The organism is Piezobacter thermophilus (assembly GCF_055386745.1).
In genome coordinates this window covers 2813285-2839731 of the sequence record NZ_AP042380.1, presented here as the reverse complement: position 1 = coordinate 2839731, position 26447 = coordinate 2813285, and the positions used below count along the sequence as shown (strand labels likewise).

Here is a 26447-nt window from a genome sequence, read left to right as displayed (position 1 = left end):
CTTTTTCTGGCCGAAAATATCCCGGGGGGAGGCCGAAGGCCGGGGGGCAGAGCCCCCCTCGCGGGCCCGCCTTCCCTTGACATGGCGCCGGTTGCGCGCGACAGACCGCCCATGATTTCGACGCTTTCCCTTGTTGCCCTCGGGGGCGCGATCGGCGCAACCCTGCGATATCTCGCGGGGCTGGGCGTGGTACGCCTTCTGGGGCATCACGACTTTCCCATGGCCATCCTCACCGTCAACGTGATCGGATCGTTCCTGATGGGGGCCTTCGTCACGCTGGCCGCCCAGAAGGGCCTGACCCATCTCAGCCCGCTGGTGGTCACAGGGTTTCTCGGCGGCTTCACCACCTTTTCCACCTTTTCACTGGAAACCGTGAACCTGATCGAACGCGGAGATCCGGGGCAGGCGGCGCTTTACGTGTTGCTGTCGGTGGGTGTGTCGATCGGTGCGCTGGTGGCGGGCATCGTGATTGCACGGGGCGTGCTGGCGTGAGCGGCGTGCGCAGCATCACCGTCGCCGAGGGCGAGGGCGGCCAGCGCCTTGACCGCTGGTTGCGCCGACGCTTTCCGCAACTTTCGCAGGGGCGGATCGAAAAGATGTGCCGCAAGGGCGAGCTGCGCGTCGATGGCGGCCGGGTGAAGGCCTCGACCCGCGTCGAGGCCGGGCAGACAGTGCGCATCCCGCCCTTGCCCGAGCTTTCGGACCGTCCCCCGGCACCGGCCCGGCCCGCCGTCACCGAGGTGGACGCCCGGATGATCCGCGACTGCGTGATCTGGCGCGACGACCACGTTCTGGCCCTGAACAAGCCCCCCGGCCTTGCCGTTCAGGGCGGCAGCGGCCAGCGTCTCCATGTGGATGCGCTGGCCGAGGCGCTGCGCTTCGGGCAGGCGGAAAGTCCCCGCCTCGTTCACCGGCTGGACAAGGACACCTCGGGCGTGCTGCTGCTAGCCCGCAGCCGGGCGGTGGCGGCGGCGTTGACGGCGGCGTTCCGGCACCGGCAGACGCGCAAGATCTACTGGGCTGCGGTGGCCGGGGTTCCGCAGCCGAAATCGGGCGAGATCGTGACCGGGCTGGTCAAGGCGCCGGGGCGTGGCCGCCACGGCGAGGGCGAGAAGATGCTGTGCATCCACCCGCGCGAGATCGACGCAACCCCCTCTGCCCGTCGCGCGGTCACCGAATATGCGGTGATCGAGGCGGCGGCCAGACGCGCCGCCTGGGTGGCGCTGAATCCGGTCACAGGGCGCACGCATCAGCTCCGGGCGCATATGGCCGAACTTGGCCACCCGATCGTGGGCGACGGGAAATATGGCGGCTCGGGCCAGGTGAATCCGGGCGACGGATGGGGCGCACAGCTGGGAGGAGAAGTCAGCCGCAAGCTGCACCTGCACGCGCGCTCGATCAGCCTTCGCCATCCGGTGACGGGCGAGTCGCTGCATCTTGTCGCGCCACTGCCCGCACACATGGCACGCACATGGGAACTGTTTCAGTGGGACCCCGACGAAGCACCGACCGATCCTTTCGAGGGTGACGAATGATCCCGCCTCTGCGCCTGGTGGTGTTCGACGTGGACGGGACCCTGGTGGACAGCAGGGCCGCCATCGGGCAGGCCATGGACGCCGCCTTTGCCGAGGCCGGCCTGCCCGCGCCGGACCGGGACGCCGTGCTGTCGGTCGTGGGGCTTTCGCTGGACATGGTCATGGCGGTGCTGGCCCCGGATCTTCCCGAAACGCGCCGGGGCGAACTGGTTGCCGCCTATCGCAGGGCGTATTCCGCCCACCGTGTCGCGTCGGGTGCGCAGGCGGCGCCGCTGTATCCGGGGGCGCGTGAGGTGCTTCGCCAGCTGGCCGCGCGGCCCGACGTGATTGTCGGGGTTGCAACCGGCAAATCGCGGCGCGGGCTGGAGGCGCTGATCGAGGCTCACGGGATCGAAGGCGTCTTTGTCACCCGGCAGGTGGCGGACGATCACCCCTCCAAGCCGCACCCGTCCATGCTGCTGGCCGCCATGGAGGAGGTCGGGGCCGATCCGGCAGGCACCGTGATGGTGGGCGATACCTCCTTCGACATGGACATGGCCCGCGCGGCGCAAGTGCCGGGTATCGGCGTCGCATGGGGGTATCACCCCGTCACCGAACTGAGATCCGCGCATTGCGTCATTGACGATTTCGGGCAGCTTGCCGAAGCCCTTGAACGCATCTGGAACGGGAACGCATGAACGAGTGGAAACGCAAACGATTCTGGAAAACGGTCGCCGTGACGGAAGAGGACAGTGCATTTCTGGTCGAACTGGACGGGCGCCGGGTGCGCACGCCGGCCAAGGCGCCTCTTGCTCTGCCCACGCAGGCGCTGGCCGATGCGGTCGCCGCGGAATGGGATGCGCAAAGGGACGAAATCGACCCCCGCCTGATGCCGTTCACGCGATCGGCCAATGCCGCGATCGACAAGGTGACGCCTCAGTTTTCCGAGGTTGCCGACATTGTTGCCGCCTATGGCGATTCCGATCTGTTGTGCTATCGTGCCGAACATCCGCAAGGGCTTGTGGACAGGCAGGCGGCCCAGTGGGATCCGCCTCTCGAGTGGGCCGCCGCGGCACTGGGCGTGCGCATGGCCGTGCATCGCGGCGTCATCCATTGCCCGCAGGACCGGGACGTCATCGCCCGCCTGTCGGCGCGGGTGCATGCGCTCACGCCCTTTCAGCTTGTCGCCTTCCACGACCTGACCAGCCTGACGGGGTCGCTGATTCTCGGGTTCGCCACCGTCGAGGGCTGGCGCGATCCGGATTCGATCTGGATCCTGTCGCGGCTGGACGAGATATGGCAGCAGGAAAAATGGGGCGAAGACCAGGAGGCCCGCGCCGTGGCCGAAGCAAAACATGAGGCGTTCATGCACGCTAAACGTTTCTTTGATGCGGCAACTTCGCCTGTGCCCGGTTGACCTAACGGAAGGCGGGTCGAACAACAACGGCGAAACTCCATCTGTTACTTGACCTTTCGGGATGAATCCGACCAAACTCGGACCCACTGAAAAGGGGGGCGACCCTCTTTTCCGGCTTCAAAATCGGCATGAATGTGCCGGTAAAAAACCGTCCCGTCACGAGGCGGGAAATCAGGAAGAGGTAAAAATGAAGAAAACCGTACTTTTGGGCGCGCTGGCTGTCGCCGGTCTGGCTGCAGGGGCTGCCGCTGCGGGCACGTTGGACGACGTCAAGGCGCGCGGCAAGCTGAACTGTGGCGTGACCACCGGTCTGGTGGGTTTTGCGGCGCCGGATGCCAATGGGGAGTGGCAAGGCTTTGACGTTGCCGTCTGCCGCGCGGTTGCCGCGGCGGTCCTGGGCGACCAGACCAAGATCGAATTCGTTCCGACCACCGGCAAGACCCGCTTTACTGCCCTGGCATCGGGCGAAGTGGACATGCTGGCCCGGAACACCACCTGGACCTTCACCCGCGACGTGGACCTCAAGTTCGAGTTCGTCGGCGTGAACTACTACGACGGTCAGGGCTTCATGGTTCCGAAATCGCTGGGCGTGAGCTCGGCCAAGGAGCTGGACGGCGCCACCGTCTGCATCCAGACCGGCACCACGACCGAGCTGAACCTGGCGGACTTCTTCCGCTCCAACAACATCAGCTACGAGCCGGTTCCGATCGAAACCAACGCCGAGGCGCAGCAGCAGTTCCTGGCCGGCGCCTGTGACGTGTATACCACCGACGCTTCGGGCCTGGCCGCGACGCGTGCCACCTTCGAGAACCCCGGCGACTATGTGATCCTGCCGGAGATCATCTCGAAAGAGCCTCTCGGCCCGCTGGTTCGCCATGGCGATCAGCAGTGGGGCGACCTGGTGCGCTGGACCCTGAACGCGCTGATCTCGGCCGAAGAGCTGGGCATCACCTCGGCCAATATCGACGAGCTGAAGAAGGGCACCAACAACCCCGAGATCAACCGTATCCTGGGCACCGAAGGCAAGCTGGGCGAGATGCTCGGGCTTGATGCCGACTGGGCCTATCGTGCGATCAAGGCGAACGGCAACTATGGCGAAATCTTCGCCAAGAACATCGGCGAATCCACCCCGGTGGGCCTGGCCCGTGGCCTGAATGCCCAGTGGAAGGATGGCGGTCTGCTCTACTCGCCGCCGTTCCGCTAAGACAATCAACGCAAGGGGCGCAGGTATCCTGCGCCCCTTTTGCATTACAAGAACGGTTCCGGTCTTTGCAGAGCAGGGAACAACCCTGACGTAGGACAAGACCGGAGATCCACGGGAAAATTTCGGTCATGACCACACTTACTGACCCGCCGAAGGAGCAGTTCCGGCTGTCGATGCTCCTTTACGATACGCGGTATCGATCCGCCACGCTCCAGGTCATTGCCCTGATGGGGTTCATGTTGCTGGCCGGCTGGATCATCAGCAACACCGCCAACAACCTTCAGGAACTGGGCAAGCCGATCGATTTCGGTTTCCTGCAAGAGCCGGCAAGCTACGACATCAACCAGCGCCTGCTGGAATACACCTCGCGCGACACCCATCTGCGCGCCGCTTTCATCGGGTTTCTCAATACCATCGTCGTCGCGGTTCTGGGCTGTATAACGGCAACGATCCTGGGGGTCATCATTGGCATCCTGCGCCTGTCACGGAACTGGCTGGTTGCGCGGCTGATGACGGCCTATGTCGAGGCGTTCCGCAACGTGCCGGTGCTGCTGTGGATCGTCTTTACCATGGCGATCCTGATCGAAACCCTGCCTGCACCGCGTGCCTTCCGCGGGGACAACGCAACGGCCAGCATGGTTCTGGGCGACTCGGTCGCCTTCACCAACCGTGGCGTCTATATCCCCGAGCCGCTGTTTTCCAACAGCCTTGGAAATGTCCACCTGTTCGGAGAGTCGAGCCTGCGTTTCGACGTGAGCCTGGATCTTCTGCTGATCGTGGCCGTTCTCGGGCTGGGGCTGTGGGCGTCGCGCCTGATCAGGCGCCGCGCCGACCGGATACAGGAGGCAACCGGCGACCGGCCGGTGACATGGTATCTGCGGCTTGGAGTCATCATTCTGCCGACCGTTGCCGTGCTGTGGTATCTCGGCTTTCATCTCGGCTATCCCGAGCTCAAGGGCTTCAACTTCAAGGGCGGCACGCATCTGCGCAACTCGCTGATTGCGCTGTGGCTGGCGTTGTCGCTTTACACGGCGGCCTTCATCGCCGAAATCGTCCGTGCCGGGATCCTGGCCATCTCTCACGGCCAGACCGAAGCGGCGGCGGCGCTGGGCCTGCGTCCGCAGAAGATCATGCGGCTGGTCATCCTGCCGCAGGCGCTGCGGGTCATCATCCCGCCGCTGATCTCGCAGTTTCTCAACCTCACCAAGAACTCGTCGCTGGCGATCGCCGTGGGTTACATGGACATCACCGGCACGCTGGGCGGGATCACCATGAACCAGACCGGGCGCGAGCTGGAAAGCGTTCTGCTGTTGATGCTGATCTATCTGCTCATCAGTCTGAGCATTTCCGCCGTGATGAACTGGTACAACGAGTCCGTGAAGCTGAGGGAGCGCTGACATGACGCAGAAAGCTTTTGTCCGCACCGAAATGCTTCCCCCCCGGGAAGCGCCTTCCTCGGTGATCGGGCCGAGGGCCTGGTTGCGGGAAAACCTGTTCTCCAACTGGTTCCATTCCATCCTGACGATCCTTTCCGGGGCCTTCGTGCTGCTGGTTCTGATCGAAACGGTGCCGTGGCTGTTCTCGCCCACATGGGGGGGGACGTCGCTCAACAACTGCCGTGAAATCCTGGCCGAAGCGGGACGGGACGGCGGCGCCTGCTGGGGCGTCATCAGCGAACGCTGGCCGCAGCTGATGTTCGGTTTCTACCCGAGCGAACTCTACTGGCGCCCGATCCTGGCCTTCATTCTGCTGGCGGTGGCGATGGCGCCGGTGCTGTTTTCCGACAAGGTGCCGGCAAGCTGCTGTATTTCACGGCGGCCTATCCGTTCATCTTTCCATGGCTTCTGTGGGGTGGCAGCGTCTGGACCCCCATCATGGTCGCGGCCGGGTTCGCAGTGGGCTGGGGCATCTATGCCGTGGCCGATCGCGTCGGCAACGGCCTTCTCGCGGTGATATCCGGCATCGTCGCGGCGCTGGTGTGGTGGCTGTTCCTGGCAAGTCCGGTGGCCGAGGCGGTGAATGCGATCATTCCGCTCGGGCTCGAGGCGGTGGAGAGCCGCAAGTTCGGCGGTTTCATGCTGTCGATCACCATCGGCGTGGTCGCCATCGCCGCATCCCTGCCGCTGGGCATCGTCCTGGCGCTGGGCCGGCAGTCGGACCTGATGATCGTGAAGTATCTCAGCGTCTGGTTCATCGAGTTCATCCGCGGCGTGCCGCTGATCACGCTGCTGTTCGTGGCCTCGACGCTGCTCAACATCTTCATGCCGCCGGGGACCGATTTCGACATCATCCTGCGGGTTCTCATCATGGTGACGCTGTTCGCATCGGCCTACATGGCCGAGGTGATCCGCGGGGGTCTCGCCGCGCTGCCCAAGGGGCAGTATGAGGGCGCCGCCAGCCTCGGGCTGAACTACTGGCAGTCGCAGCGGCTGATCATCATGCCGCAGGCGCTGAAGATCTCGATTCCGGGCATCGTCTCGACCTTCATCGGGGTGTTCAAGGATACCACGCTGGTGTCGATCATCGGGCTTCTCGATCCGCTCGGGCTGTCCAATGCAATTCGCGCCAACGCGGCCTGGAACGGGATCGTCTGGGAACTGTACGGCTTCATCGCCCTGCTGTTCTTCGTCTTCACCTTCTCCATGTCCCGCTACTCGATGTACCTGGAGCAGAAGCTCCACACGGGTCACCGTCGTTAAGGAAAGAACACATGTCTGATCTGGCAATAGACCGCGAAATCGATCGGTCGAAGATGACGGTCTCGGACGAGGTCGCCATCGATATCATCAATCTCAACAAGTGGTTCGGTTCGTTCCACGTGCTGCGCGACATCAACCTGACGGTGAACAAGGGCGAACGCATCGTCATCGCCGGGCCGTCGGGGTCGGGCAAGTCGACGCTGATCCGGTGCATCAATGCGCTCGAGGAACATCAGGAAGGCAAGATCATCGTCGAAGGGACCGAGCTTTCGAGCGATCTGAAGAACATCGACAAGATCCGCTCGGAAGTGGGGATGGTGTTCCAGCACTTCAACCTGTTCCCGCACCTGACCATCCTGGAAAACTGCACGCTGGCCCCGATCTGGGTGCGCAAGACCCCTCGCAAGGAGGCCGAGGAAACGGCGATGCATTTCCTGGAAAAGGTGAAGATTCCCGAACAGGCCAACAAGTATCCCGGCCAGCTGTCGGGCGGTCAGCAGCAGCGGGTGGCGATTGCGCGCTCATTGTGCATGAAGCCGCATATCATGCTGTTCGATGAACCCACCTCGGCGCTTGATCCCGAGATGATCAAGGAGGTGCTCGACACCATGATCGAGCTGGCCGAAGAGGGCATGACCATGCTGGTCGTGACCCATGAGATGGGCTTTGCCCGTCAGGTGGCCAACCGGGTGATCTTCATGGACCAGGGCCAGATCGTCGAGCAGAACGAGCCCGAGGAGTTCTTCAACAACCCGAAAAGCGAACGGACCAAGCTGTTCCTCAGCCAGATCCTCGGCCACTGATCGGGCCGGGCAGAAACGGGAAGGGCCGGGCAGTGCGCCCGGCCCTTTGTCATTCGCCCATCAGTTCGCGGGGCACCACGAAATCGACCACCTCCCCGCCGCGCCACTTGATGCGGTCCCAGCTGTCCTCGTCGAACCGCAGAACCAGCGTCGCGCCGGTTGGAAAGTCCTCGAAGCGCGGATGTTCGGGGGGTTCGGCCACGATGCCCTGGGCGAATCCCGAAATGCCCGGATTGTGGGCCAGAAGAAGGACCGTGTCGCCACTTGCGCGTGACAGGGCGCGCAGGATCTGGTTGGCGGTGGCGCGGTAGAGCTCGGGCAGGTATTCCACCTTCGCATCCAGCCGCAGGTGCCCGAAGGTTTCCTTGGTGCGGATGGCGTCCGAGCACAGCACCTGATCGGGAAGGTAACCCTTTTCCCGCAGCCAGTTTCCGAGGGCCTCGGCGGAGCGACGCCCGCGCTTGTTGAGGGGGCGGTCGTGGTCGTCGAGGCCGGGGTGATTCCAGCTCGACTTGGCGTGACGCATCAGGATCAGGGTCTTGGTCATTTCGGGTGAAACGCTTTCATGTGCAGGGCGGATTGCTCCGGTTGTCGATCGGCGCCGCGACTCAGCGGACAGGCCAGCCGCGCGGCGCACCCGTTCATCATACAGGCATTCCCCGCCGGTGTGTCCAGATGGCTGTGGCAACCTGCCACGTCATAGGGGCGGCCTTCGCGCAGCGCTCCGACCGGACAGGCGGAAATGCAGGGGCGGTCGGCGCAGCTGATGCAGGGAGAGGGGGTGCCGCCGGCAGGAATGCCGATTTCCTCATTCAGGTGAAGCGCCCCGCGATACGAGATCATCAGCCCCACGGTATCATGCACCAGCATGCCCGTCGGGCTCTGGAAAGCGCGCCCCGATTTGAGCGCCCAGTCGGTGAAGGGCTGGTGCGGCGGCCCTCCGAACGGGTAGAGCGCCCGGGCACCGAATCTTTTCGCCAGCGCATCGACCACCCGCCTTGACCAGCGATCGACCGGATCGGGGGCTCCGTCGGCCGCTTCGGGCGAGGTGCGAAAGACCGGCCAGAAGCCGGCACCCGCGCCCAGCAGGATCAGCGTGCCGTGACCGGGCCGGCGCGCGCCCGAGCGGGCCGGATGCAGCGCGCCCATGACATCAAGCCCCTCGCCTCGTGCGGCCTGTTCGATCAGGTCGAGGATGCGGCCGCCGGTGGTGGAGGGCGTATCGGTCAATCGTCCGGCCGGATCAGGGATCCGGCGCCATGTTCGGTGAACAGTTCCAGCAGGCAGGCATTCGGCGCGCGCCCGTCGAGGATGACGACCGCGCGCACGCCGCCTTCGATCGCGGCCAGCGCGGTTTCGGTCTTGGGGATCATACCGCCGGCGATCACGCCGTTGCGGATCATCCGCCGGATGTCCTCGGCCTTGAGCTCGGTCACCACCTCGCCACTGGCATCCTTGACCCCGGGGACGTCGGTCAGCAGCAGGAGCCGGTCGGCCTTCAGCGCCGCGGCGATGGCGCCGGCCGCCGTGTCGCCATTGACGTTGAAGGTTTCGCCGCCCCGCCCGGCACCAAGAGGGGCGATGACCGGGATCATGTCGCTGGCAAACAGCGTCTGCAGCAGTTGCGGGTTCATCTCGGCCGGCGTGCCCACGAGGCCCAGCGCGGGGTCGGCCTGGTCGCAGATCATCAGCCGGGCATCCTTGCCCGACAGCCCCACGGCCATGCCGCCCTGGGCATTGATGGCCTGAACGATGCGCTTGTTGACCAGGCCCGAGAGGACCATCTCGACCACTTCCATGGTTTCCTTGTCGGTCACCCGCTTGCCGCCCACGAATTCCGAGGCGATGTCGAGCCGTTTCAACATGGCATTGATCATCGGTCCGCCCCCGTGAACGACGACCGGATTGACCCCCACCTGTCGCATCAGCACCACGTCGCGAGCAAAGCTTTCCATCGCCTCGTCGCTGCCCATGGCATGGCCACCCAGCTTGATGACCACGATGGCGTCGTTGTAGCGCTGCAGGTACGGCAGGGCGTGCGAAAGCGTGTGTGCGGTTGCAATCCAGTCGCGTTTCATGGGGCGTGTCTTCATGGGTCCGGTCATCCGTTTGCCCCGGTGGTGTCACGGAATGGAGTGCTGTGCAAGATGGATGGGCGAGTTAACCAGGGGGGCGCTGCCCCCCTCCTGGCCTGCCAGCCAGTTCACCCCCCGGAGTATTTCGGGCAAGAGGAAGGTCTGGCGGGTCAGGCGAGATCGGCGATGATCGCGCGGAGGGTCGGGATGCCTTCGCCCTTGGCCGAGGAGGTCAGAACGATCTCGGGGAAGGCGGCGGGGTGGCTTGCAAGGGCGCTTCGGACCTGCGCCAGGACCCGGTTGCGGTCCTTCGCCTTTACCTTGTCGGCCTTGGTCAGCACGCACTGGAAGGTGACGGCGCTGGCGTCGAGCAGGGCGAGGATTTCTTCGTCCACCGCCTTGACCCCGTGGCGGGCGTCGATCAGCACGAAGGCGCGGCGAAGCGTGGAGCGGCCGCTCAGGTACCGTTTGAGAAGGCGCTGCCAGCGTTCCACCACCTTCACCGGTGCATTGGCGTAACCATATCCCGGCAGGTCCACCAGGTAGTGGCTGTGCCCCAGAGTGAAGTAGTTGATTTCCTGTGTGCGCCCCGGTGTGTTCGATGCGCGGGCAAGGCCGCTGCGTCCGGTCAGGGCGTTGATGAGGCTGGATTTGCCGACGTTCGAGCGGCCGGCAAAACAGACTTCGATCCGATCGGCCGGGGGCAGTCCGGACAGGGCCACCACGCCCTTCAGAAAACTCACCTCGCCGGTAAAGAGTTTCCGGCCGCGTTCAAGTGCGCCCTCGTCCGGCGTTTCGGCAAGCGGAAAGTCGAGTTGCATCAGCCGATGACCTCGACCGGGTCGCCTTCGCGCAGGGTGCCGCCCCGGGTGACCTTTGCGTAGACGCCGCAATCCTGGTGTCCCCAGCCCCCGCGCAGCGCCCGAAGCGTGTCGGCATCGCGCTCGCCAGTTTCCGGGTTGGCGGTGGTGGCCGAGCAGCGGGCGATCCGTTCGACGACTTCCAGCTCGACCTCGCCGAGCCGGATCGTCTTCCAGAGCCAGTCGTTTTCGGCCCAGGGGGCAAGCCCTTCGATCAACAGGTTGCCGCGCCAGCGGAGAGGCGAGATGTCCTGCCCCAGACGCGCGGCCACCTCGCGGTGCGAGGCGAGATTGATGATCGAGATCGACGGGAAATCGGTATCGGTCATGGGGGTGTCGCCCGCCCGTACCAGCCGGGCCGGAAGCAGGCGGTTGCCGTTGGAAATCGGCATCACCCACTGGATGAACCTGTTCGCGCCGTCTTCGTTGTCGGGATCGATGGTCAGGTCCGGCCGGTCGGGGTGGCGAAGCGTTATGGTTCGCCGCCAGGGATCGACTTGTGCCCAGATCGCCTGCAGCCGCGGGGATTTGGCCCCGCGCGAGAATTCGGTGCAGGGCTGCCAGCGGGGGTTGTCGATATCAAAGCACGAGCGTTCATGCGCCACGGCCCAGCGCCTGTCCCACGGGATTGCCTGCCCGGGCGCGAGCTTCACCATGTCGATGCGCTCGCGCCCGTGCGACTTGATCGGGTGACGCCAGATTTCCGCGACGCGGGCGGTCATTTCTTCTCGGCCCTGGGCTTGCGCTTGAAGCTGGTCCGGATGTTGGCGAACAGGTCCGGGCGTTTCCCGTGGATGGACATGATCGAATACTGCTGGATGAAGGTGATCGTGTTGTTGGTGATCCAGTAGAGCACCAGCCCGCTGGCGAAGCGGCCCAGCATGAACATGAATACCCAGGGCATCCAGGCGAAGATCATCTGCTGCGTGGGATCGGTGGGCGCGGGGTTCAGCTTCTGCTGGAGCCACATGGATATCCCCAGAAGCAGCGGCAGGATGCCGATGAAGATCGTGGCCATGAGAGAGCCGGGCTCCGGTCCGCTCCACGGCAGCAGGCCGAACAGGTTGAACAGCGATGTCGGGTCCGGTGCGCTGAGATCCTGGAAGGGGCCGAACCACGGTGCTTGGCGCAGCTCGATGGTGACGAAAATCACCTTGTAGAGCGAGAAGAAGATCGGAACCTGAAGCAGCACCGGCAGGCAGCCCGCAGCTGGGTTCACCTTTTCCTTCTTGTAGAGTTCCATCATCGATTGCTGCAGCTTCTGCCGGTCGTCGCCCGCAGCTTCCTTGAGCGCCTCCAGTTGCGGCTGGAGTTCCTTCATCTTGGCCATCGAGATGTAGGACTTGAAGGCGAGCGGCAGAACGATTGCCTTGATGATGATCGTCAGGCCGATGATCGACCAGCCCATGTTGCCGATCAGGGCGTTGAGGTTGTGCAGCAGCCAGAAGATCGGCTTGGTCAGGAAGAAGAACCAGCCCCAGTCGATGCTGTCCACGAAGCGATCGACCCCGGCCTTCTGATAGTCGCGGATCGTCGCCCATTCCTTGGCGCCCGAGAACAGCCGGGTCGTGGCGGTGCTGCTGGCGCCATCGGCAAGCGTCTGCGTCGGCAGCATGGCCGTGGTCTGGTAGATCTTGCGCTGCGGGTCGAAGGTGGCCACGGACTTGAACGACTCGCCACCGGCCGGGATCAGCGTGGACATCCAGTAGTGGTCGGTGAACCCGATCCAGCCGCTGTTCTCGACATTGGTGATCTCGGTCGGCCCACCCCACTGGGGGGAGGTCGCATAGTCGCGCATGTCCTTGTACTTGGCTTCGGTGAGCTCGCCGTCGGCCATGGCGATCAGGCCTTCATGCAGGATGAAGAACTTCTTGAGGTCCGACGGTTCACCCTCCTTGCCGGTCCCGCTGCGGGCGAGGATGCTGTAGGGGGCAAGGCTCACGGTCCTGCCCGAGTGGTTCTCGACCGTCTGGGTGACGGTGAACATGAACTTGTCATCCACCGAGATCTCGCGCCGGAAGATCAGGCCCTTGCCGTTGTCCCAGGTCAGTGTCACCGGGCTGTCCGGGGTCAGCCTTGCGCCCGGTTGTGCACGCCACTCGGTGTTGGGGCCGGGCACCTCGTCGATGGCCAGTCCCTGCCCGGGGGCCCAGCCATAGACGGCATAAAAGTTTTCCGGCTGGTCGGCCGGGGTCAGGACCCGGACGATATCGGCATCGTCTTCGATCGAGACGCGATAATTCTTCAGCGACAGGTCGTCGATGCGCCCGCCCAGAAGCGAGATCGTGCCGGTCAGGCTGGGCGTGTCCACAGGAATGCGCGGCGCCTTGGCCAATGCGCTGTCGGCGGTATCCGGGCGGGCGGCATTGCCGGCATCTGCGGCCGGTGCGGAACTCGCCGGGGCGGTGGCAGGGGCCGTCGGCGCCTCCGGCGTGTCCTGTGTCGTTGCGGTGGCCGGTTGTTCGGCGACGGTCTCCGGCTCCGGCGGGGGAAAGAGCAGGAACCAGACGAGGATCACCAGAAAGCTGAGCGCGGTTGCAAGGATGAGATTCTTGTTCTGATCGTCCATCGGGGACAGCCACCTTGTGCCGAGGATAACAAGGGTGCGTTCAACAGAGTGCGGTCTCAAAGGTCAAGCGGATTCGCTTCGATTGGCAGATCACTGTCGCCCTTGCACCTACACGATCATGCGATCTTTAGCCGGTTTTCCGCTGAATTGGCGGGGCATCCTGCAATTTCGCCCTGTGGGCGGCGATCCAGGCGGTGGTATCGGCGAAGGGCATGGGACGGCCTATGCCGAAACCCTGAACATGATCGCAGCCGAGCTGGGCAAGAAGCGCATGCTCCCCCACCGTTTCGACGCCTTCGGCCAGTGTTTCCAGCTCCAGCCTTTCGGCGAAGGTGAGAATTGCGCCGATCATGCGCTGCTGATCGGGATCACGGTCGGCGCGCGTGACGAAGGAGCGGTCTATCTTGATCCGCGAGACCGAGAACCGGCGGATGGCCGAGATGGAGGCCCGGCCGGTGCCGAAATCATCCAGTTCGATCGCACAGCCCATCGCGCCCAGTTCGGCGATATTGCGCAGAACCGTGTCGTCGGGCCGGTCCGCCACCACTGTTTCCAGGATCTCGATGCTCAGGCGATCCGGGGTCAGCTGGAAGCGGTCCAGCTCCCACCGCACGCGGTCGGCAAGCGAGGGGTCGCGCAGTTCTTCGGTGGCGAAATTGATCGCGACCCTGGGCACGGCAACCCCGGCCGCGTCCCAGCTGCGCAATGCCTGCAGCGCGTGGTGCAGCATGACCTGACCCATCCGGGGCATCAGACCGGCCTCGGTCATGGCAGGCAGGAAGGCATCTGGGGCCAGCGTGCCAAGCTGCGGGTGCTCCCAGCGGACCAGCGCCTCGAACCCCGATACCTGGCCGGTATCGGTCGAGATCTGCGGCTGGAACCAGGGGCGGATCTGCCCGGTTTCCAGCGCCTCCGCCGCTTCGAGCGCGAGTTGACGGCTGCGCCCCGGACGCAGGGGCATGTCGGCAGCAAAGGCGCGAATCGAGGACGGCCCGTTCTGTCGGGCCTCGGCCAGTGCCGAGGCGGTGGCCTCGAACCAGTCGGTTGCTGTCGGGCCGGGCGAGCGGTTACGCATGCAGAATCCGATCGAACAGGAAACGTAAAGCGTCATCCCGTCGATATGCGCGGGTTCCTCGATCGCGGCCTGAAGCCGGCCGGCCAGCTGGATGCACAGTTCCAGGTCGAGCTGCCGGACCGGTGCCAGGCAGATCGCAAAGCGGTTGTCGTCCAGCCGGGCCACCACGTCGCCCGTGCGCAGCGCCGAGGTCAGCCGGTCGCCGCAATGTCGGGCAAGCGCTGTCGCCGCTTCGGCCCCATGACGGTCGCAGACCAGATCGAAATCGTCGAGATGAAGCAGAAAACAGGCCGAACGCAGCCCGGTTCCGTTGGTTTGCGCGGTGATGCGTCGCAGTGCCTCGTCGAAGCCGTCGCGCAGCATGAGGCCCGTGGCGCCGTCGCGGCGCGTGTTTCTTCGTGGATCCAGCGCGCCGGTCATGGCCATGGCCAGCGGCAGACCGAGGGCCAGCAGGATCAGCGCGGTTTCGCCGCCGGCCCAGAACGCGCCGAGTACCAGCGCCGGCAGGAAGGCGAGCATCGGCGGGCCGGTCAGCACCGGCAGGAGCCGATCGTGGAATTGCAGCAGTTTTCCCGGCAGCCTTCGCATCCTTCGCCCTTTCCCCTCAGGCATGTTGCCGGCCGAGATTATGCGAAGGGTCTGACCGCCGCGTTAACGCAGGTCGGGGAAGCCGTCCGAATGCTCCGCCTTTCGGCGGGGGTGCAGTTCAAGTCCCTGGAAATCCCACAGTTTCGGGTCCAGCAGGTGCGAGGGCCGCGCATTCATCAGGGCCCGGAACATCACCTGCCGGCGACCGGGGCTGTTGCGCTCCCACTGGTCGAGAATCGCCTTCACCTGCTGGCGTTGCAGCCCGTCCTGGCTTCCGCACAGGTCGCAGGGGATGATCGGATAGTTCATGGCGCGGGCGAATTTCTCGCAATCGGACTCGGCCACGTGGGCCAGCGGACGCAGCACGAACAGGTCGCCTTCCTCGTTCACCAGCTTCGGCGGCATGGTGGCCAGCCGCCCGCCGTGAAAGAGGTTCATGAAGAAGGTCTCGAGGATGTCGTCGCGGTGATGACCCAGAACCACCGCCGAGCAGCCCTCCTCGCGGGCTATGCGGTAGAGATTGCCCCGGCGCAGGCGCGAGCACAGCGCGCAATAGGTCCGCCCTTGGGGGATCTTTTCCTTCACCACCGAATAGGTGTCCTGATACTCGATCCGGTGGGGCACCCCCATCCGTTCGAGGAACTCGGGCAGGACGGTCGAAGGAAATCCCGGTTGGCCCTGGTCGAGATTGCACGCCAGCAGATCCACCGGCAGAAGGCCGCGCCATTTCAGTTCGTAAAGCGCGGCCAGAAGGGTGTAGGAATCCTTGCCGCCCGACAGGCAGACGAGCCAGCGATCGCCCCGCCGGGCCATGCCGTATTGCTCGATCGCCTCGCGGGTCTGGCGCACGATCCGCTTGCGCAGCTTTCGAAACGCCGTGGTCGATGGCGCGCCGGCAAACAGCGGGTGGATGTCGTCCTTGTCGTCCAGCATGGGGCGGCTTTAGAGGGTTTGGCCGCCCCGGGCAAGGCGCGAGGCAAGGGCCGAGGCCAGGATCGGGCGGGCAGAGGCCTCTGCCCGGGCACATCCGCGATTCAGTAGCCGCCCTTGCGCTTGCTCTCGGGCAAGCCGGCGATCCGGCCGCCCTGCTTCGAGGGATCCAGCGGGAAAAGGTCGTAAAGATCCTTCTGCTTGACCTTTTCGCCCCAGGCCGCGCTCATGGCCTTGATGATCGTGCGGGTGTTGGGCTGGTTCCCGCGATTGTTGAAATATTCGTCGCGCAGGTAGTTGATGACGTCCCAGTGCCGGTCGGTCAGCTCGATATGCTCGTTCCTTGCCATGACCTCGGCCATCTCCTCGGACCAGTCGTCCTGGTTGACCAGATAGCCCTGTTCGTTGGTCTCGATGGTCCTGCCCTCGAATTCAAAGGACATGCGTTCTCCTCCCGCGTTTCCCGGCATGCGCCGATCCATTCATACATTCCAATTTTTGATTTTAACCGTGAGGGGAATTCGGTCAAGTCCGATCGTCGTCCTTGCGGCCGTCGCGGGCAGAGCCTGGTTCGGGCACCGGGTCGTAGCCGCTCCCGCCCAGGGGGTGACAGCGACCGATGCGGCGAATGGCCAGCCAGCCGCCCCTGAGCGCGCCGTGCTTCTCCAGCGCCTCCAGCGCATAGACCGAGCAGGTCGGCTGATAGCGGCACCCGTGCCCCACCCATGGCGACAGGACGAGCCGGTAGAACCGGATCGGCAGGGCAAGGAGGCGGGCCATGATGGTCATTCTCGGGCGCCGTGCAGTTTGTTCACCGCGAATGTAAGGTCTCTTGCCAGCGCGTCAAAGGGGCGCGAGATCGTCGCATCGCGGCGACCGATCAGGACATAGTCCCAGCCTTCGCGCCCCAGTTCGGACAGAACCCGGCGGGCAACCTCGCGCAGCCGCCGCCGTGCCCGGTTGCGGGTCACCGCGTTGCCGATCTTTTTCGAACAGGTGAAGCCGACGCGGATGCCGTCCCCCTCGCCGGGGGGGCGCTTGCGCGCCTGCACGATCATGCCGGGGGTTGCGACCGCGCGGCCGCGCGCGGCGGCCAGAAAGTCGCGCCTCTTGCGCAAGGTGGTCAGGGCAGGGCGCACGGAAGCGGACACCGCCGGGGGCGGTTTCCCCGGTCTGGCAGTGCCATCCTGGGGGGCCTCCGGCGGTGTCATCTTCGCGAATGGTCGGGTGCCGGGCCTTACGCGCTCAGCACCTTGCGGCCGCGGGCGCGGCGGGCATTGATGATCTTGCGGCCGGCCTTGGTGGCCATGCGGGCGCGGAACCCGTGGCGCCGCTTGCGAACCAGGTTCGAAGGTTGATAGGTGCGTTTCATCGCTCCGTCTCCAGTCTGTCGGTCGGGTGCGGCGCGGATTCGCCCCCCGTGCATTCGATAGAGGTCCGGTCTCTACTGCGGGTTTTCGCCCAAGTCAAACCCCGCCACGCATGTTTCGGCGGGAAACCAGAGACCGATTGCAACAATTTTCCGGCCGCCTGTGCGGGAAAATGTTTCAATCCGTCGCCAATGCGGCAAAAAGCTCACGAATCCGCCCCGGCGAATCAAGCGGGCGTGAACGGCCTGTTGCCGGGCGGGAAGCGGGCGCATCTTGGTCGGGACATGCAGGACCACAGGACGGACAGGGCCATGACCACCGAAACCGAAGTTCCGGGCCGCGCCCGGCGGGGGCTGACCCGCCATCTGCCGCTTGCGGTGATTCTGACCGTCGCGGCAATCGGCGCCATAAGCCTGCACGACTATCTGAGTTTCGACGCGCTCGCCGCCAACCGCGAGGCACTGCTGGCCCTGCGCGACAGCAATTTCGGCGTCGCGGTGGCGCTGTTCATGGCGGTCTATGTGCTGATCGTGACCTTCTCGCTGCCCGGTGCGACGGTGGCCTCGGTGACCGGGGGCTTCCTGTTCGGCCTGGTTGCCGGCACGGCCTTCAGCGTGGTGTCGGCCACGATCGGCGCAGCGGCGATCTTCCTTGCCGCCCGGCGGGGGATGGGCGAGGTGCTGTCGGCCCGGTTCGAGGCAAGCCGGGGCAGGGCCGCGAGGATCCGGGAAGGCCTGCGCGCGAACGAGGTCAGCGTCCTGCTGGTGATGCGGCTGGTGCCGGCGGTTCCCTTCTTCCTTGCCAACCTTCTGCCGGCCATGGTCGGGGTCAGGACCCGCACCTTTCTGTGGACGACGGCTATCGGCATCGTGCCGGGGGCGACGGTCTATACATGGGTCGGTGTCGGCCTGGGCGAAGTCTTCGACCGGGGCGGCAGGCCGGACCTGTCGATCATGCGCGACCCGCAGGTTTTCGGGCCGCTGATCGCGCTGGGCGCGCTGGCGGCGCTGCCCATCGTCATCCGCGCGTTTCGCCGCAGCAGGGGGGGCTGAACTTCGTGGAGCGGATCAGGACCGACATCGTGGTGATCGGCGCCGGATCAGGCGGATTGTCGGTGGCCGCCGGCGCCAGCCAGATGGGCGCCCGGGTGGTGCTCCTGGAAGGGGGCGAGATGGGCGGGGACTGCCTCAACCACGGCTGCGTGCCTTCCAAGGCGTTGCTGGCAGCCGCCCGCGCCGCCCATGCGCAGGCGCATGCGTCGGGTTTTGGCGTGGCGGATGCGACGCCGCAGGTTGATTTCGCCGCCGTCAGGGACCATGTGGCGCAGGTGATCGCGCAGATCGCCCCGATGGACAGCCAGGAGCGGTTCGAAGGCCTTGGCGTCCGGGTGATCCGCGAATACGGGCGGTTCATCTCGCCCGCGCAGGTGCAGGCCGGCAATCACGTCATCTCGGCCCGCCGCATCGTCATAGCGACCGGATCTTCCCCGCTGGTGCCGCCGATCCCGGGGGTGGACGAGGTGCCCTTCGAGACCAACGAGACGATTTTCACCCTGCGCGCGCGGCCTGCGCATCTGCTAATCGTCGGCGGTGGCCCCGTCGGCGTGGAAATGGCGCAGGCGCACCGGCGGCTGGGCTGCGAGGTCACCCTGGTCGAGGGCGAGAGCATCCTGAACCGCGACGATCCCGAGGCGGTGGAGGTGCTGCGCGCGGCCCTGCAGGCGGAGGGGATCGGGCTGGTCGAAGGCGCACCCGTTTCCCGCCTGCGCCGCAGCGGAGAAACGATCGAGGTCGAAACCGCCGCTGGGCGGGTGCTGCGCGGCTCGCATCTGTTGCTGGCGTTGGGACGGCGGGCCAATACCGAGGGGCTGAACCTGAAGGCGGCGGGGATCGAGGAGACGGGCGCGGGCATCCGGGTGGACGGGCGGCTACGCACCACCAATCGCCGGGTTTACGCCATCGGCGACGTGACGGGGGGGATGCAGTTCACCCATGTGGCAGGATACCAGGCGGGGGTGGTGCTGCGTTCGATCCTGTTCGGCCTGCCGTCGCGCGCCCGCACGGGGCATGTCCCGCGCGTGACCTATACCGACCCCGAGCTGGCCCAGATCGGCTTGACCGAGGCCGAGGCGAGGGCGCGCCACGGTCGGCGGGTCGAGGTCGTCCGCTTCGATTTCGTCCATAACGACCGCGCCATTGCCGAACGCAGCACGCAGGGCTTCGTCAAGGTCATGGTGGTGCGCGGTCGGCCGGTGGGGGTGACGATCGTCGGGCACCAGGCCGGTGAACTGGCCAGCCTCTGGTCGCTGGTGCTGGCCAACCGGCTGAAGATGGGACAGGTCGCGGCGATGGTTTCCCCTTACCCCACCATCGGCGAGGTTAACAAACGCGCTGCGGGCGCCTATTTTTCCCCAAGGCTGTTCGACAGCCCGTTTGTCAAGCGCGTGGTCGGGGCGGTGCAGAGGTGGCTCCCCTGAACCGGAAGGGGACGAGATGCTGAATTCGCTTTCGGGGCGGTTTCTGATCCTCACCACGGTCTTCGTGATGCTGGCCGAGGTGCTGATCTTCGTGCCCTCGATCGCGCGCTTTCGCGAGGACTACCTCCTGGCGCGGCTGGAGCGGGCGCAGATCGCCTCGCTGGCGCTTCTGGCCGACGACATGCTGTCGGACGAGCTGGAGGCCGAGCTGCTCAGGAATGCCGAGGTCTTCAACGTCGTGCTGCGGCGCGACGACATGCGTCAGCTGATGCTCTCTTCGCCCATCCCGCAGCCGGTGGCGGCCACCTACGACCTGCGCAAGCAGCGGCCTTGGGTGCTGATGCGCGATGCGCTGATCCGCCTCGTGACCCCGGAAAACCAGGTGATCCGGGTCATCGGCCGCCCCGTCCGCGACGGCGGAGAGCTGATCGAGATCACCATGGAGACCCGGCCGCTGCGCACGGCGATGATCGACTACGGGCTGCGCATCCTGGTACTGTCGGCGGTGATTTCGGTGATGACCGCCCTGCTGCTGTTTCTGGCCGTGCGCCGCTTTCTGGTGCGTCCGATCAAGGGCGTGGTCGAAGTGATGAAACGCTATGCGGCTGCCCCCGAGGACGCCCGCTCGATCATTCGCCCGTCGGCCGGTATCCGCGAGTTGCGCGAGGCCGAGGAGGCGCTGCAGCAGCTTCAGACCGAGTTGACCCAGGCCCTGAAACAGCGTGAGCGGCTGGCCCAGCTTGGTGCCGCCGTGGCCAAGATCAGCCACGATCTGCGCAACATCCTGACCAGCGCGCAGCTGTTCACCGATCGGATCGAGACCAGCGACGACCCGCTGGTGCGGCGCCTTGCGCCCAAGCTGGTGAGTTCGATCACCCGCGCCGTGTCGCTGTGCGAGGGCACGCTGGCCTTTGGTCGCGCCGAGGAGCCGGCGCCGACGCTGACGATGTTCCAGCTTGCCGACGTGGTCGGCGACGTGCTGGCAAGCGAGATGCTTTCCGTCTCCGACGACAGGGTGGAATTCGTGAACGCGGTGCCGGGCGGGCTGATGGTGCGCGCCGACCCCGAGCAGATGTTCCGGGTGATTCTCAACCTCGTGCGCAACGCGCACCAGGCCATTGCCGGGGCGGGGACGGCTGGAACCGTCACCGTCCGGGCCCGCGAAGAGGACGAGAGCTGGTGGATCGAGGTGGCCGATACCGGCCCCGGCCTGCCCGAACGGGCGAAGGAGCATCTTTTCACCGCCTTCCAGGGGGGGGTGCGCAAGGGTGGAACCGGGCTCGGCCTGGCGATTTCCGCCGAGCTGGTGCGCGGTCATGGAGGCACCCTGTCGCTGAAACGGACCGGTCCCGACGGCACCGTGTTCGAGATCTGCCTGCCGCGCAGCGACGGTACCATTTGAGCCCCGCGCGTGAATGTCGAATTTGGGGTTGCAAAGCTTTTCGGCTGAGTCTACATGCGGACCCCAGTGGACCGATAGCTCAGCTGGATAGAGTACCTGACTACGAATCAGGGGGTCGGGGGTTCGAATCCTCCTCGGTCCGCCACCATATCAAGATAAGCTATTGAAAAGGCACCGATTATATGGTGTCGCAATAAATCTGTCCCCCAGAAAATCCCCCATTGCGGCTGACCTGCCCCCCGCCAACGCCCGCATTTTGAAGTAGAGTCTGCCCGATCAGAAAGGAGCAGACGAATTCGAAAGAGCCGTTTTACGGAGGCGCAAATCATTGCGATGATCAAGGAACAGGAGGCCGGAATGCCGACGGTGGAGGTTTGTCGCCGGCATGGGCTGAGCCCGGCGACGTTCTACAAGTACAAGTCGAAATACGGCGGCATGGGGCTTTCGGACGTGAAGCGCCTGAAGATGCTTGAGGACGAGAATGCCAAGCTCAAGCGCCTGTTGGCCGATGCGATGCTGGACAACGCGGTCCTGAAGGATCTCCTGGGAAAGAACTGACGACGCCGAGCGCGCGGCGTGATGCAGCGCTGCGGGCGATGCGGGATCATGGCATCTCGCAGCGCCGGGCCTGCAGGCTGGTCGGTGTCGATCCCAAGACGGTCCGGCGCGAACGCCCGCCGGACCATCCGGAGATCCGCGAAGCGATGAAGCAGATTGCGGGCAAGCGCCGCCGTTTCGGTTACCGACGGATCGGCGTGTTGCTCGAACGCAAGGGAATGATCATGAACCACAAGAAACTCTATCGCCTGTATCGCGAAGAAGGGTTGTCGGTGAAACGGCGGCGCGGGCGCAAGCGCGCCAGAGGCTCGAGGACGCCAATGCCCGAGGCGATCAGGCCAAACCAGCGATGGAGCCTGGACTTTGTCTCCGACACGTTTGGTGCTTCGCGTCGGTTCCGCATCCTGGCGGTGATCGACGATTGCTGTCGCGAGAACCTCTGCCTGGTTGCCGACACCAGCATCTCGGGCGCGCGTGTGGCGCGCGAGCTTGATGCTCTTGTCCGCCTCCATGGCAAGCCTGAAAGCATTGTTTCTGACAATGGGACCGAGTTCACCAGTCGGGCGATCCTCAAATGGGCGGACGACAATGACGTCGACTGGCATTACATCGATCCTGGCAAGCCTCAGCAAAATGCCTTCATCGAGTCGTTCAATGGCAGCCTGCGTGACGAGCTTCTGAACGAGGAGCTGTTCGATACTCTCGATGACGCCCGCCGAAAACTGGCCCTGTGGCGCTATGATTATAACAACGTCAGGCCCCACTCATCGCTGGGGAACCAGACGCCGGCCCAAGCGCGCCGGACGCTTGAGCGACCCAAAGGCTCCGCGCCCGGCGCGCTTGCCCAAACCGAAACCGCAGATTATGAAAACCAAACCCGCAGACTCTCGTTATGAATGAGGGACCATTGGGGGGCAGGTCACGGCCGGGAACGCCTTGGACGCTGCCGGAATCTCGTGGTGACTGCCAGCAGTTCGTGCGGCGCGTGGCGACCACGCCCGGCAGGGTGCTTTGCGCAGCCGTGTACACCCGGGCAGGGGGCAGGGGTCTTTGATGGCAGCTGCTCCACGGGCTTGGTGGCCGCGGTTGAGAAACTGTAACATCGTGCTCGAAAAGTTGATTCGAGACGGTTTGACTGGTTTCAGGCTCGCGCAAGAAGGTGGATCAGACGCTGGGTGTGAGCGATGAGCATCCAGACGTCGACGGTTTCGAAGGACTTTTCCAATCATTTCCTGGACGGGGGGAGGGCCGAGCCATGCGAAGGTGTGTTCCACACCTTGGGATAGCCCGCGAGGACGAGACCGGCGCCGACACCATCCAGGAGACCGAACTTACCTCGGGACTCTGTTACTGCTGTGTGGTGGTGGGCATTCCCGGCCTGATCTCCAATCTCGGCGGCGACAGGGCGCTGGTGGGCACGGTCCTGCACAACCTGATCTACCTGATCGCCGAGGTCAGCCCCGGTGCCAAGCTGGGCTCGACCGCGCCCTACAGGCGCGCCAGCCTGATTCTGCTGGAGGCGGCAAACCCCCAGCCGTGCTCGATTGGCTGAGAAAAGACGAAACCCAACCCGATCAGCAGGAGCGAAGAGTAGCTTAAGTTACGCGAAAACCTGTCCAAGGATCGGGGAGTAGCTCACCTTTACGACAGCGACGCGATGCGCCGGTTTGCCGGGCTGGAGCTGGGCGAGGACCGTATTCCGGACGAGACCACGATCCTGAATTTCCGCCACCTTCCGGAACGTCATGCACTGACCGAGGCGATCTTTGCCGAGGTGAATGCGTATCTGGCCGAGAACGGCCTGACGCTGCGCTCGGGCACGCTGGTTGATGCGACGATCATCGACGCACCGAGCTCGACGAAAAACAAGGCAGGCAAGCGCGACCCGGAGATGAGCAGCACGAAGAAGGGCAATTACTGGTATTTCGGTATGAAGGCGCATGTCGGCGTCGATGCCGACAGCGGCCTCGTGCACAGCCTGGAGACCACCACGGCCAAGGTCCACGACAGTTGCATTTGGGACGATCTTCTGCATGGCGGTGAGACATCGGTCTGGGCTGACAAGGCCTATGTCAGCGCCGATCGGGCGGAGGCTTTCGCCGGTCCCGGCAAGTTCTGGGGCGTCATGCGCAAGGCCCCCAGGGGCGGCGAGTTGCACGCGGACGACGACTACATCATGCGCCCGAAACCGGGCTCGCATCTCTTCGGCCAACCACAACCTGTCCACCGGATCGGGCCACGGTTCCAGCCGTTCCGTGATCGCCGGTTTATCATCGCCGCCATCGCTGCCGATGCCCGCCCGCACCTTTTCAACGAGCGTGTCCAGAATCGAGACCCGTATCCCGAGCCGCTTTGCCGCGTCTCGCCGCCGCCGTTCATATTCGGCCTGGGTCAGCTCCGCGAGCGCCGCGATTTCGTTCGCCGGGTCGGATTCCACCGGTTGCGCCAGCGCCTGGATGCCATAGCTGGATGCGGCGGCAACTGCGCCGTCCATCGTGACAACCTTTTTCCTGAAGTCCGTCATACCGTGCCCTCCCGGTTCACTCTGGCGGCCAAGACGTCCGCCCAGTCGCGGCCTTCCGGTGCGGGCAACAGGCTGACTTTCCAACCCAGCGCCGAGGCCCGCGCGGCCAGGTGGTTCCCGGCATTCCGGCCCGCTTCGTCACCGTCGGTGGCAATCATCAGCCGGTGCGGTCCTTCGGGCAGGCGCAGCGCCTTCATTCCACTGGTGGACAAGGCGGCCCAGATGGTTGCCGAGCCGCTCAGAAGCCCGCTCAGCAGTGCCAGACCGGTTTCAATGCCTTCGCACACCACCAGCGGCCCGGGGCCGTCCGATAGTCGAACGGCGCCGTCGGCGCACGGCCCCAGCATCATCTTTGCGCATGTCGCCATCCGCTTCCCGGACTTGTCGAAAAACGTCCGGTGCACTCCTCCGGTGGGCGCAACATTTGGCAACATGGCGCAGTCCCATGAGGCGGTGGGCGCGTGGAAGATGTTGGGAGCGAACCGCAGGCTTGCGGGCAGGTCACAGGTGATCCCGCGTTCGCGAAGATAGGCCGCGGCCATGGTCCCGGCGATCGGCTTGCCCCGGCCCCACAAAGACCGGGCCCTGGCCCGCTGTGCGACCTCGAAATCTGCCCGCTTGCGGTCGACTTCAACCCGCGCCACATGATCGATCCGCGCTACACCAAGGGGCAGGTCGACGGCCCGCGCAATGTCCTTGAAGCTGCACCGACGCTTGAAGCAGTAGAACAGAAGCCTTCCGCATTTTTCGGTGATGCTCAAAGCCTTCTGATCGTGCCGCCGCTCAGGCTGGCAGACCGGGCAGGGTGCCGTGCCGGAACGGCCATACCAGCGCCCGCCAAGTGCTTCGGTGAGAGCGCGGGCATCGGGCATTGGTGCTCCTCCCGTTTCCCGCACAAGACGCTTTGACCCGGCAATATCAGGCCGACATCCGGATTCCGGCATCGGTTGGATAGGCTTCAGCGCGCGCGCGGCGCGGGAGCAGGTTGCCCTCGCAAGCTGTTTCAGAGGCGCCATCACGAAGCCCCCCCATTCACGCGGCTAGCGATCCAGGCGTCGATGTCACTTTCGCGCCAACCGACGGCCCTGGGACCCAACTGGATCGGACGGGGGAAATCACCCGCGGCGATCAGTGCATAGATGGTGGACCTGCTCAGCCCGATCCGGGCTTCGACTTCCGGCCTGCGCAAGATTCTATAGGTCACGTTTCCGTCCCTCTCTTTCACAGGGGGGCGAAGTGACCGCACGAAAAAAGCGCAAGACATCAACTCGCCCCCAAAACTTCGGGTAGCCCCGTTCCGCCGCCTATTGCCGGAAGGTCGAGCGCAGTCCATGAGGTACAGCGGGTCGCTTGCTTGTCGGGTCGAGATACCCCGCTCCGCCCAACTTTATCTGTGCTTCCTGCATACGGCGCATGACAGCGGAAATACTCATGTCCGAGAGCATCCCACCGCGCGGCGCAAAGAAAACGTAAGGTGAGCCATCCAGGCGCGGCAGTGATTCCAGAAGCGTCACCGCCTCGGGACTGAGTGGTACGCGATGCGCGCGCCCGTTCTTCATCCGCGAAGCCGGGATGGTCCAGATTGCCCCCCGCGTCGCGAGTGTCGCAGATGTCGCAACGCCTCCGCGTTGGGCAAGGTCAGCCCATCAGCGCGACACGTCGCCCAACGCAAGAGCCGGTTGATTATTGGCCCTCGCCACTTTCGAAGGTTTGGGGAGTATTTCCGACAGGTTGCCTTTCCAGCGAGCCGGGTTGTCACCTGTCCGATGCCCTGCCACTGTCGCCCAGGACCGCACGTTTTCGATACGCCCGCGCAGGCGTGATGCGGTTTCGGTCTTGTCCTTCCAGATCGGTTCTAGCACGCGCAGCACGTCCTGCACCTCGATTTCCGAAACCTGCTTCGGCCCGATGACCGGTGCGGCGTAGCGGTCGAGTGTCGAGCGCCATTGCTTGCGGTGCTTTTCGTTTTGGAACTCCGTCAGCTTGACGGCAAGGTATCTGTCCACCGCCTGCGAGAAGGTCAGCCCTTCACGGGCCTTCCGCTTTTCGGCAAGCGGGTCGCCTCCCAGCATCGCCTTGCCCCGATTCTCCAAGGCCAACCGACGCGCGGTAGCCAGTGATACGGCGGGCGGGCTGCCAAGCCCGAGTTCGCAGCGTTTTCCACGAATGGTGATCCGCTGCACCCATTGCCGGGAACCGTTGGAATTGACGCGAAGGAACAAACCGTGCCCGTCGAAATACTTGCCCGGCTTGGAGACGGTTTCCACGAAGTGCGCGCTCAAGACCTTCTGGGGTTTCCTGATGTTTTCTCTTGGCACGAATTTATCCCCCACTATGTCCCCCATAACAACGTGGATTGAACCGGATTATGCCGGAAGGCATC

Annotated in this window: 28 protein-coding genes, 1 tRNA gene and 2 pseudogenes; 16 read left to right on the top strand and 15 right to left on the bottom strand. The window is 64.7% G+C overall.

Annotated elements, in window-relative coordinates; all coding sequences use genetic code 11:
* Nucleotides 1-111 precede the first annotated feature (111 nt).
* The 8 genes and pseudogenes from crcB to ACZ5CM_RS13705 all read left to right on the top strand — a co-directional run bounded on the left by crcB (nt 112) and on the right by ACZ5CM_RS13705 (nt 7637).
* The gene (crcB, locus tag ACZ5CM_RS13740) at nt 112-492 is read left to right on the top strand and encodes a fluoride efflux transporter CrcB (RefSeq protein WP_464639395.1); all 381 of its coding nucleotides are present in this window, start codon (nt 112-114) and stop codon (nt 490-492) included.
* On the top strand, nt 489-1535 hold the full coding sequence (locus ACZ5CM_RS13735; protein WP_464639394.1) for an RluA family pseudouridine synthase: 1047 nt from the start codon (nt 489-491) through the stop codon (nt 1533-1535). Before crcB ends, ACZ5CM_RS13735 begins: the two co-directional genes overlap by 4 nt.
* Entirely contained in the window at nt 1532-2212 is a 681-nt protein-coding gene (locus ACZ5CM_RS13730) for an HAD-IA family hydrolase (RefSeq protein WP_464639393.1), read from the top strand. The genes ACZ5CM_RS13735 and ACZ5CM_RS13730 overlap by 4 nt, the downstream gene beginning before the upstream one ends.
* The gene (locus tag ACZ5CM_RS13725) at nt 2209-2931 is read left to right on the top strand and encodes an ATP12 family chaperone protein (RefSeq protein WP_464639391.1); all 723 of its coding nucleotides are present in this window, start codon (nt 2209-2211) and stop codon (nt 2929-2931) included. The genes ACZ5CM_RS13730 and ACZ5CM_RS13725 overlap by 4 nt, the downstream gene beginning before the upstream one ends.
* A 187-nt stretch (nt 2932-3118) precedes the next feature.
* Nucleotides 3119-4135 (top strand): amino acid ABC transporter substrate-binding protein, encoded by a 1017-nt coding sequence (locus ACZ5CM_RS13720; protein WP_464639390.1) that lies wholly within the window; start codon nt 3119-3121, stop codon nt 4133-4135.
* Between the two features lie 128 nt (nt 4136-4263).
* A complete protein-coding gene (locus ACZ5CM_RS13715; protein WP_464639389.1) occupies nt 4264-5532 on the top strand; it encodes an amino acid ABC transporter permease in 1269 nt (422 codons plus the stop codon).
* A gap of 1 nt (nt 5533) precedes the next feature.
* Nucleotides 5534-6834 (top strand): annotated as a pseudogene (locus ACZ5CM_RS13710) (amino acid ABC transporter permease).
* A gap of 11 nt (nt 6835-6845) precedes the next feature.
* Nucleotides 6846-7637 carry an amino acid ABC transporter ATP-binding protein gene (locus ACZ5CM_RS13705; protein WP_464639388.1) on the top strand — a complete coding sequence of 264 codons (792 nt, stop codon included), beginning with the start codon at nt 6846-6848 and terminating at the stop codon, nt 7635-7637.
* Between the two features lie 49 nt (nt 7638-7686).
* On the opposite strand, the gene ACZ5CM_RS13700 is transcribed toward ACZ5CM_RS13705, so the two are convergent.
* From ACZ5CM_RS13700 to rpmH, 12 genes are all read right to left on the bottom strand, one after another.
* Complete coding sequence (locus ACZ5CM_RS13700) at nt 7687-8184, bottom strand: SixA phosphatase family protein (RefSeq protein ID WP_464639387.1); 498 nt, start codon at nt 8182-8184, stop codon at nt 7687-7689.
* A complete protein-coding gene (locus ACZ5CM_RS13695; RefSeq protein ID WP_464639386.1) occupies nt 8181-8867 on the bottom strand; it encodes a ferredoxin in 687 nt (228 codons plus the stop codon). The genes ACZ5CM_RS13700 and ACZ5CM_RS13695 overlap by 4 nt, the downstream gene beginning before the upstream one ends.
* Nucleotides 8864-9730 carry an acetylglutamate kinase gene (argB, locus tag ACZ5CM_RS13690; RefSeq protein WP_464639384.1) on the bottom strand — a complete coding sequence of 289 codons (867 nt, stop codon included), beginning with the start codon at nt 9728-9730 and terminating at the stop codon, nt 8864-8866. The genes ACZ5CM_RS13695 and argB overlap by 4 nt, the downstream gene beginning before the upstream one ends.
* 152 nt (nt 9731-9882) lie before the next feature.
* Nucleotides 9883-10533: a ribosome biogenesis GTP-binding protein YihA/YsxC gene (gene yihA / locus ACZ5CM_RS13685; RefSeq protein WP_464639382.1), complete on the bottom strand. Its 651-nt coding sequence runs from the start codon at nt 10531-10533 to the stop codon at nt 9883-9885.
* A complete protein-coding gene (locus tag ACZ5CM_RS13680) occupies nt 10533-11294 on the bottom strand; it encodes an MOSC domain-containing protein (RefSeq protein WP_464639381.1) in 762 nt (253 codons plus the stop codon). Before ACZ5CM_RS13680 ends, yihA begins: the two co-directional genes overlap by 1 nt.
* Nucleotides 11291-13141, bottom strand: coding sequence for a membrane protein insertase YidC (gene yidC, locus ACZ5CM_RS13675; protein WP_464639379.1), 1851 nt, complete (start codon nt 13139-13141; stop codon nt 11291-11293). Before yidC ends, ACZ5CM_RS13680 begins: the two co-directional genes overlap by 4 nt.
* A 127-nt stretch (nt 13142-13268) precedes the next feature.
* Nucleotides 13269-14804, bottom strand: coding sequence for a putative bifunctional diguanylate cyclase/phosphodiesterase (locus ACZ5CM_RS13670; RefSeq protein ID WP_464639378.1), 1536 nt, complete (start codon nt 14802-14804; stop codon nt 13269-13271).
* 63 nt (nt 14805-14867) lie between these two features.
* A complete protein-coding gene (gene ttcA, locus ACZ5CM_RS13665) occupies nt 14868-15737 on the bottom strand; it encodes a tRNA 2-thiocytidine(32) synthetase TtcA (RefSeq protein ID WP_464639377.1) in 870 nt (289 codons plus the stop codon).
* Nucleotides 15738-15838: 101 nt separating this feature from the next.
* Nucleotides 15839-16177, bottom strand: coding sequence for a TusE/DsrC/DsvC family sulfur relay protein (locus ACZ5CM_RS13660; protein ID WP_464639375.1), 339 nt, complete (start codon nt 16175-16177; stop codon nt 15839-15841).
* Between the two features lie 82 nt (nt 16178-16259).
* Nucleotides 16260-16523 (bottom strand): membrane protein insertion efficiency factor YidD, encoded by a 264-nt coding sequence (gene yidD, locus ACZ5CM_RS13655; protein ID WP_464639373.1) that lies wholly within the window; start codon nt 16521-16523, stop codon nt 16260-16262.
* Nucleotides 16520-16945, bottom strand: coding sequence for a ribonuclease P protein component (gene rnpA, locus ACZ5CM_RS13650; RefSeq protein ID WP_464639371.1), 426 nt, complete (start codon nt 16943-16945; stop codon nt 16520-16522). The genes yidD and rnpA overlap by 4 nt, the downstream gene beginning before the upstream one ends.
* 26 nt (nt 16946-16971) lie before the next feature.
* Nucleotides 16972-17106, bottom strand: a complete 135-nt coding sequence (rpmH, locus tag ACZ5CM_RS13645) for a 50S ribosomal protein L34 (protein ID WP_104007595.1) — start codon at nt 17104-17106, stop codon at nt 16972-16974.
* A gap of 309 nt (nt 17107-17415) precedes the next feature.
* Between rpmH and ACZ5CM_RS13640 the strand changes: the two genes are divergently transcribed.
* The 7 genes and pseudogenes from ACZ5CM_RS13640 to ACZ5CM_RS13610 all read left to right on the top strand — a co-directional run.
* Nucleotides 17416-18156: a TVP38/TMEM64 family protein gene (locus tag ACZ5CM_RS13640; RefSeq protein WP_464639369.1), complete on the top strand. Its 741-nt coding sequence runs from the start codon at nt 17416-17418 to the stop codon at nt 18154-18156.
* 5 nt (nt 18157-18161) lie between these two features.
* Nucleotides 18162-19580: a dihydrolipoyl dehydrogenase family protein gene (locus ACZ5CM_RS13635; RefSeq protein ID WP_464639367.1), complete on the top strand. Its 1419-nt coding sequence runs from the start codon at nt 18162-18164 to the stop codon at nt 19578-19580.
* A gap of 16 nt (nt 19581-19596) precedes the next feature.
* Nucleotides 19597-20982, top strand: a complete 1386-nt coding sequence (locus ACZ5CM_RS13630) for a sensor histidine kinase (RefSeq protein ID WP_464639365.1) — start codon at nt 19597-19599, stop codon at nt 20980-20982.
* A gap of 68 nt (nt 20983-21050) precedes the next feature.
* Nucleotides 21051-21127: transfer RNA gene (locus tag ACZ5CM_RS13625), tRNA-Arg, on the top strand.
* A 149-nt stretch (nt 21128-21276) separates the two neighbouring features.
* Nucleotides 21277-22436, top strand: a protein-coding gene (locus ACZ5CM_RS13620) for an IS3 family transposase (protein ID WP_464637742.1) whose coding sequence is annotated in 2 segments (ribosomal slippage) — nt 21277-21526 and nt 21526-22436 — 1161 coding nt in all. Because the reading frame shifts where the segments join, the coding sequence is not laid out codon by codon here.
* A 359-nt stretch (nt 22437-22795) separates the two neighbouring features.
* A complete protein-coding gene (locus tag ACZ5CM_RS13615) occupies nt 22796-23092 on the top strand; it encodes a type I-E CRISPR-associated protein Cas7/Cse4/CasC (protein ID WP_464639363.1) in 297 nt (98 codons plus the stop codon).
* A 105-nt stretch (nt 23093-23197) separates the two neighbouring features.
* Nucleotides 23198-23647 (top strand): annotated as a pseudogene (locus tag ACZ5CM_RS13610) (IS5 family transposase); the annotation flags it as partial.
* 413 nt (nt 23648-24060) lie between these two features.
* Here ACZ5CM_RS13610 and ACZ5CM_RS13605 read toward each other — a convergent pair.
* On the bottom strand, nt 24061-24606 hold the full coding sequence (locus ACZ5CM_RS13605) for a toprim domain-containing protein (protein ID WP_464642622.1): 546 nt from the start codon (nt 24604-24606) through the stop codon (nt 24061-24063).
* Between the two features lie 102 nt (nt 24607-24708).
* Between ACZ5CM_RS13605 and ACZ5CM_RS13600 the strand changes: the two genes are divergently transcribed.
* The gene (locus ACZ5CM_RS13600) at nt 24709-24972 is read left to right on the top strand and encodes a hypothetical protein (RefSeq protein ID WP_464639361.1); all 264 of its coding nucleotides are present in this window, start codon (nt 24709-24711) and stop codon (nt 24970-24972) included.
* Between the two features lie 107 nt (nt 24973-25079).
* Here the strand turns inward: ACZ5CM_RS13600 and ACZ5CM_RS13595 are convergent, their stop codons facing one another.
* Both ACZ5CM_RS13595 and ACZ5CM_RS13590 read right to left on the bottom strand, forming a co-directional pair.
* The gene (locus ACZ5CM_RS13595; RefSeq protein WP_464639359.1) at nt 25080-25328 is read right to left on the bottom strand and encodes a helix-turn-helix transcriptional regulator; all 249 of its coding nucleotides are present in this window, start codon (nt 25326-25328) and stop codon (nt 25080-25082) included.
* A 382-nt stretch (nt 25329-25710) separates the two neighbouring features.
* Complete coding sequence (locus ACZ5CM_RS13590) at nt 25711-26346, bottom strand: tyrosine-type recombinase/integrase (protein ID WP_464639357.1); 636 nt, start codon at nt 26344-26346, stop codon at nt 25711-25713.
* Nucleotides 26347-26447: the final 101 nt, after the last annotated feature.

Bases quoted from the DNA above. Each gene is read 5' to 3' on its own strand.
- crcB (WP_464639395.1), top strand. From the start codon at position 112: ATGATTTCGACGCTTTCCCTTGTTGCCCTCGGGGGCGCGATCGGCGCA.
- ACZ5CM_RS13730 (WP_464639393.1), top strand. From the start codon at position 1,532: ATGATCCCGCCTCTGCGCCTGGTGGTGTTCGACGTGGACGGGACCCTG.
- ACZ5CM_RS13725 (WP_464639391.1), top strand. From the start codon at position 2,209: ATGAACGAGTGGAAACGCAAACGATTCTGGAAAACGGTCGCCGTGACG.
- ACZ5CM_RS13720 (WP_464639390.1), top strand. From the start codon at position 3,119: ATGAAGAAAACCGTACTTTTGGGCGCGCTGGCTGTCGCCGGTCTGGCT.
- ACZ5CM_RS13715 (WP_464639389.1), top strand. From the start codon at position 4,264: ATGACCACACTTACTGACCCGCCGAAGGAGCAGTTCCGGCTGTCGATG.
- ACZ5CM_RS13705 (WP_464639388.1), top strand. From the start codon at position 6,846: ATGTCTGATCTGGCAATAGACCGCGAAATCGATCGGTCGAAGATGACG.
- ACZ5CM_RS13700 (WP_464639387.1), bottom strand. From the start codon at position 8,184: ATGACCAAGACCCTGATCCTGATGCGTCACGCCAAGTCGAGCTGGAAT.
- argB (WP_464639384.1), bottom strand. From the start codon at position 9,730: ATGAAGACACGCCCCATGAAACGCGACTGGATTGCAACCGCACACACG.
- yihA (WP_464639382.1), bottom strand. From the start codon at position 10,533: ATGCAACTCGACTTTCCGCTTGCCGAAACGCCGGACGAGGGCGCACTT.
- ACZ5CM_RS13680 (WP_464639381.1), bottom strand. From the start codon at position 11,294: ATGACCGCCCGCGTCGCGGAAATCTGGCGTCACCCGATCAAGTCGCAC.
- yidC (WP_464639379.1), bottom strand. From the start codon at position 13,141: ATGGACGATCAGAACAAGAATCTCATCCTTGCAACCGCGCTCAGCTTT.
- ACZ5CM_RS13670 (WP_464639378.1), bottom strand. From the start codon at position 14,804: ATGCGAAGGCTGCCGGGAAAACTGCTGCAATTCCACGATCGGCTCCTG.
- ttcA (WP_464639377.1), bottom strand. From the start codon at position 15,737: ATGCTGGACGACAAGGACGACATCCACCCGCTGTTTGCCGGCGCGCCA.
- ACZ5CM_RS13660 (WP_464639375.1), bottom strand. From the start codon at position 16,177: ATGTCCTTTGAATTCGAGGGCAGGACCATCGAGACCAACGAACAGGGC.
- yidD (WP_464639373.1), bottom strand. From the start codon at position 16,523: ATGACCATCATGGCCCGCCTCCTTGCCCTGCCGATCCGGTTCTACCGG.
- rnpA (WP_464639371.1), bottom strand. From the start codon at position 16,945: ATGACACCGCCGGAGGCCCCCCAGGATGGCACTGCCAGACCGGGGAAA.
- rpmH (WP_104007595.1), bottom strand. From the start codon at position 17,106: ATGAAACGCACCTATCAACCTTCGAACCTGGTTCGCAAGCGGCGCCAC.
- ACZ5CM_RS13640 (WP_464639369.1), top strand. From the start codon at position 17,416: ATGACCACCGAAACCGAAGTTCCGGGCCGCGCCCGGCGGGGGCTGACC.
- ACZ5CM_RS13630 (WP_464639365.1), top strand. From the start codon at position 19,597: ATGCTGAATTCGCTTTCGGGGCGGTTTCTGATCCTCACCACGGTCTTC.
- ACZ5CM_RS13615 (WP_464639363.1), top strand. From the start codon at position 22,796: ATGCGAAGGTGTGTTCCACACCTTGGGATAGCCCGCGAGGACGAGACC.
- ACZ5CM_RS13605 (WP_464642622.1), bottom strand. From the start codon at position 24,606: ATGGCCGCGGCCTATCTTCGCGAACGCGGGATCACCTGTGACCTGCCC.
- ACZ5CM_RS13600 (WP_464639361.1), top strand. From the start codon at position 24,709: ATGATCGATCCGCGCTACACCAAGGGGCAGGTCGACGGCCCGCGCAAT.
- ACZ5CM_RS13595 (WP_464639359.1), bottom strand. From the start codon at position 25,328: ATGTCTTGCGCTTTTTTCGTGCGGTCACTTCGCCCCCCTGTGAAAGAG.